The following is a 5,600-nucleotide window of genomic DNA, read 5'->3' on the forward strand; positions in this document are numbered from 1 at the left end:
GCACTCACCAAACCGAGGAGCCCAATGTAGGGTTCCGAACGAAGCCGCTCGCGGATCGATCCGTGTCCGCGCAGGGTGAACATGATCCCACCAACCGCGAACAGCGCGAAGAGCAGCATGCTGCTGTAAATCAGCATATGCGGCGGCCAGAGAAAGTCATTCCCAAATCCACCAAAGCGGCGGTGCCAGATCTCGTCCCAATAAAATCCGATGGCGAACATGGCACAACTACTCAGCGAGAGGGCGCTCATGGTGCGATGGAGGATGGCAGGGCGCGGGCGCGTCGCAGGAGCTGACATGTCTCGGTAGAGCCAGGCAATGAGTGCCATAAAGCTGAGCACGAGGCTGGTAAAGACCATCACCCCTACGACGAAGCGCGGTCCAGGGTGCGCGGTCCCGCCCCAGCGCGCGAGCGAAGCCAGGATAATGAAGACGCCCACAAGGAGTGATGCGCTGCGGACAGGGCGTAATAAGGGGACGTGCATGGTTATGGTCCTACCACGATAGCTGTGATCCCGACTTGAAGCATAAACAGCAACGTCATCACGAGGGCACAGCGAATAAAGATACCAACGAGGAAGAGGCCGAGCGTGACGGTACGCGCGTGGTAATCACGCTGAATGTCCATGTTCAGCACGACAATCATGCCAACGCCAAAGAGCGCATACGCGATCAGGATCACGGGCATACTGCTCACCTACGAATGGTTATGCACCGACCTCGCCACAGGAAGCCACCGCCTATTATACCCATCGCATCCTTACCACGCTCGTCCAGCGCGTGACGTTTGCGCTGGTGCCGGGGCGCTGGTTCGCGCATGCCCCGCACGATCCTCGTCGGCTGCTTAGCGCAAGGTGTGCCGTAGCTCCTCCACACCCGCGATCAAGCGCTCAACCAGCGCCCGGCTCGGCGGCTCGGGCCGTGCATGCACGCACTGGTTGCGCATCCTGGTCAACCGCTTGAGCAGCTTCCCGTGCTGCACGTGCAGCACGCCCGCCGCCCGCAGCGCTTCCTGCACCTGGACGATCGTCGCGCGCTGGCGCACGCTCACCTGATGCGCGGCGGCGATATGCTTGAGATGCAGCTCCAGCGCAACCCCGGCCAGCGCACCAGCGGCGCGGATCTGCCCCTGCTCCAACAATGCGCGTGCTGCGATGAGTTCGCGGCTGGTCATCTCGGCATAGAGCCGACGGTAATACCCAAAGCGGGCGGGGATCGGCGGCGCGACACGCCGAATCGAAGAAAGCCGACGATGCAACGAACGCCACGCCCGCCACGCAGCGGCAAAGAGGCGCGCTACGTCCTCGGAAGAGATGATCAGCCGTCCTGGGTGATACTCCATGGTTTGCCCTCGCTGCGGCCTGGGGGGATGAGCCGCGTTGGGCGGTGGCGCACAGGAGCAGCCGGTAGGGGGTGCGCATGCTCGCATCCGTCCTGATGCACCTTCAAGCAACAAAAAGCCGCCCGAAGGCGGACCGAAGCGCACACGAGCATGCTATACTGCTGCTCGCAATCGGTGGGCCAGTACCGCCGGTTGCCACGCTCCTGGGGTGCTGATACCACCGCCAGGAGCAAATTTGTTTCAAATAGTCTATACCAGGGGGAGTCCGGTGTCAATAACGGATCAGGGGAAGTGGCTGGCCGGACGCCGGATGGTCACACATCGAGCGAGGGATGACAGGAACTGCGTGGTGCGGAGGTCGTGGTACAGATGCCCTGGACGAAGTCCGGATCAGCGATTGGGCAGGGCGTGCCGAGAGGGATGGGATGGAGTGCGGCACCGCAGTGCTCTACTTCCTCAGTAACCAGCAACAGACTCCATCAACGACCTACTGGCTCAGTCCAGGCCAGCAGTAGCCCGCTCAGCAGGCCAATGCCGGTTCGCGAGCTACCGAAGATCGCGACGACGATCTGGTTGAACTGATCGCGATCGACGCGGGCTGCATGCGCCGCCTGGTTGCGAATATCGACGATCGTGCGTAGGCGGTCGATCCAGGTGCGGAGCGGATAGCGCGATGACGGATCGAATCGTTCGTTCCAGTAGCCGCCGTCCACAATCGATCCGTAGAGCATGCGCCACGTCGCGGGGTACTGTGAGCTATTGCCCAGCGCTCCCAGGGATCTCATCAATGCCTCGCCGTTCGGCTTGCGCAGCGTGGGGCAGCGCCGGTAGATCGTCGCCCGCGTCAGCGCTTCCAGCGCGCCGGTGAAGAGCAGCGTCGGGCCGGCGTAGTTGGACGCCTTACTCGCATCGATCTGCTCCCAGAGAAAGCGCGCCAGCGCCAGCGTTTCACGCTCTGTTGCCGTCAAGAGCGGCGTTGTATCAAACAGGCTACCGACCTCCAGCCTATCCCGCACCCAGCGCTCATAGTGCGCGAGATCGGGCTGGATCAATTGCGCGTAGCGCTGGGTAATTGCCAGCACCTGCTGATTGGCCGCCTCGATCACCGCATCATCGTCCTCGCCGGTCGCCGCGCCGCGAATCGCCTCCGCAATCTGTTCCAGCGCCGTGAGCCGCTGCGGCTTTTCGACATTCGGCTGGCCCTTGATGTGGCACACCACCGCATTTTGGCAGCAGTCATGCGAGAGACGGACCAGATCGACGCGCCAGGGGGCAACGTGCGGCTTGGGACACAGCAGCAGATCGTCGAGCGGGACATCCACCGCAGCGCCATCGCGGAGCACAAGCTGCGCTGCTGTAGCGAGCTGCTGATGGGCGTTCGCGCTGAGGCTGTCGAGAAAGACGCCGCGACAGCGGACCTCGATGCGCTGCTTGAGCGCGGCATGAACTCGATCGAGCACGCGGCGCAGGGTACGCTCAAGATCGCCGAGATCCCCGGAGATACGCGGGCTTGCACGCCAGTTGTGGATACGAATATCAGGCTGAGCGTACTGGGCCAGAGCAGGATCGGGAGCAACTTCATGGCTGGACGGCGTGGTTGAGCCGGGCGCTTCATCCGAGGCGAGCGCATCCAGCGGCCCGCCATGAAACGCAAAGAGCAAGGCACCGTGCCGCTCGCCCGTCAGTTGCAGGTCGGCGATCATGCGCTTGATCGGGCTGGCCGGGGTCTTGGCGCTGTCGCGTGGCCGGTAGTACTTGGCGTCGAGCACGAAGCCGGGCTCGCGCCAGATCACACGGCTGGACGGACCATCACCGACGATCTGCTGATCGGTGCGGGCGATGTAGAAATCAGGCCGCACGCCGGGCGCGCTCGGCCACAGCACCGTGCTTCCTGGGATCGCCTGATCGTGCTGAAGGCAGTACTCACACGGCTCAGCGTCTGCACCCCAGCGCCAAGTGATGACCATTCGGTGCTGATCCCAGCTCGTGAGCCGCCGCTCACGCTGGAGCAGATCGCCCAGCTCGTAGAAGAGCCAGAGCTGGTAGAGGTAATTGTCACGGGCCGGATCGGCACCGAGCATCGGCTGCACCTCCTGCACTGCCGTGCGCTCCAGTAGCCGCAGCCGTTCGAGCTTACGTCGCCAGTCCAGCAGATCGTCGTAGGCGCTGTTGCGGCCCGGCAGCAGGTTATCGGCCACGGCACGCTCCAGATCGGCAACCGTCCGGCCTGCGCTGCCCGTGACGATCCGTGTCGCCTCGGAGACGAGACCGGCGAACTGCGGAAAGACCAGCTCGCGGGTGCAGCCGTCGATGATCTCGTGGAGCGGATGGCGGATCGCCTGCGCGCTATCGCGGGCGCTCTCGGCCTCGAGCAGCTTCTGCGCGGCGCTGCGGTACCCGATTAGCGTCGCCACGGTCAGCAGGTTTTCGGGCGTGGCAAAGTGACGGCGGCGCTGGCGGGTATGCACCTCCAGCGGCAGCTCGCCCGGTCGCTCGCGCCACGAGGCGGTCATCGTGCGGCTCCAGTCAATCCGCCCGCGCGGCGGCAGTTCCTCAATGCCCACCTCGCGCGGCGCGACAAAGCTCAGCCGACGTTTGATGCGGGGAATAATCCCGTCGAAGAGATCGTCGCGGAGGTAGAAGAGCACCGCCAGCACGCGATAGCGGCGCAGCCGGGGATCGTCAAGCTGCTCCTCGTCGCCGGTGCGCGTATCGAAGGTCGTGGCAAACCGCCGGGCATCGTGGCGCAGCAGCAGCTCGACCATGCGGCCCTGCATCCACAGAAAGGCGTTGCGCTCCTCAGGTGTTGGCTCAGCCATGACGTTCCATCGATCTCCAGTGTACGCCCGCGATACGGCAAATACTTCGTTATGTCCAGCTCCTACAGGCCGCGCTCATTGATCAGATCGTGCAGCCGACGGCGGAAGACGCTCGGCGACGGCAGGACGAGCGCCTGATCCAGGCCAAAGACCCGGCGCAGTTCGTCAGCGCTGAGCGTATGCTCGGCGCGAGTCGTGATCGTGCTGGTGCCGCTACGGAGCTGCTCCGCCTCACGCAGCGCGTACAACAATGACGGACGGCGGCCCTGCGGCACCTGCTCCAGAATGCGCCCCACTTCGCGGGCAAAGAGCGCGGCATCCTGGGTATACTCCAGATACATCTCAAGCATGCGCTGCTCATCCCGCGTGAGGACTTGCAGTTGATCGGCCAGCGAGTCGGCCAGCGCGGTATCGAGCGCCTCCGGCCAGGACATCCCGACCAGCACGCCGGTGAAGAGGTTGGTATAGACGGCAATCGCCTGGGCTGTGCCGAGCTGCCGGAAGACACGGATCGCCGCAAAGATGCGCCAGAATGACTCAAGCGCGGCAGCAGCAGCGGGATCGAGCGCGCCCAGCCGGTAGCGCGCAACGCCATCGGCGTCCGGCACTACCTCGATCTCGATCACGCCGGGCCAGCTCACCCGCTGCGGCCCTGGCACCTCGACGATCGCCGCGAAGCCGTTGCGGTGCAGCGTGCGCAGCGCCTTGAGCACCGCGCTGCCCTGCTCAAAGTCGGCGAGGTGCGGCCCCGGCGGCGGCACGTCGATGAAGTCGAAGCGGCGCTTCATCGCCTCGCTCATCTGGTTGAGAAAGTGTCGATCGAACGAGTTGAGCGTGCCGATGATCCGAAAGTCACGCGGCAGCGGCACCGGCACCTCGCTAAAATCACCAGCGGGCACGCTGAGCACCGCGCCATCCTGGCTGCCGAGCGTGGTAAGCAGGCTGCCGAAGGCGGCGTCCACCGGCGCGCGAGTGAACTCATCAATGACCAGCCAGGCACCCCGGTAGCGTCGGTCTTTGTCGTCTGCCGCCTGGTACTCGCGCCGTTGCAGCCGCCGCACATCCTGGGGCAAGGTATGACCGTCGTCGGTGCCGTCGAAGTGTTGCAGGATCACCCGCGTGAGATGGCCGTGCTGAATATCGTAGCTCAAGCCATTGGTCTGATCGCTCAGCCGGGGCGCGATCCCGCCGACCACATCGCGAACGCCCCAGTCCTCGGTCGCCGTGACGACAATCGGCTTGTAGCCGTGGCGCTCAAGCGTGATCTCCACCACCGGCGGCTGATCGAGGCCGGTCGCGAGGCGCTGCACAGTGCGCGGCTCTTCCCGCCACAGGATCATCGGCAGGCGCTTCGCCAGTTCGGTCTTGCCGGTGCCGGGCGGGCCGCTGAGCACGACATGCCGCCCCGCCAGCAGCGAGCGATAGACCCGCAGCACAAG

General features: G+C 64.6%; 5 protein-coding genes. All 5 read right to left on the reverse strand.

Annotated features, from left to right (window positions below; genetic code table 11):
- On the reverse strand, positions 1 to 485 hold a 485-nt coding region (locus VFZ66_03865; protein ID HEX6288298.1), incomplete at its 3' end, for a hypothetical protein.
- 2 nt (positions 486 to 487) lie between these two features.
- On the reverse strand, positions 488 to 688 hold the full coding sequence (locus tag VFZ66_03870; protein HEX6288299.1) for a hypothetical protein: 201 nt from the start codon (positions 686 to 688) through the stop codon (positions 488 to 490).
- Positions 689 to 844: 156 nt separating this feature from the next.
- Positions 845 to 1,342, reverse strand: coding sequence for a hypothetical protein (locus tag VFZ66_03875; protein ID HEX6288300.1), 498 nt, complete (start codon positions 1,340 to 1,342; stop codon positions 845 to 847).
- A gap of 479 nt (positions 1,343 to 1,821) precedes the next feature.
- Complete coding sequence (locus VFZ66_03880; protein ID HEX6288301.1) at positions 1,822 to 4,161, reverse strand: hypothetical protein; 2,340 nt, start codon at positions 4,159 to 4,161, stop codon at positions 1,822 to 1,824.
- A gap of 62 nt (positions 4,162 to 4,223) precedes the next feature.
- Positions 4,224 to 5,600: AAA family ATPase (locus VFZ66_03885; GenBank protein HEX6288302.1), on the reverse strand; the 1,377-nt coding region annotated here is incomplete at its 5' end.

The organism is Herpetosiphonaceae bacterium, assembly GCA_036374795.1.
Classification (GTDB): domain Bacteria; phylum Chloroflexota; class Chloroflexia; order Chloroflexales; family Kallotenuaceae; genus LB3-1.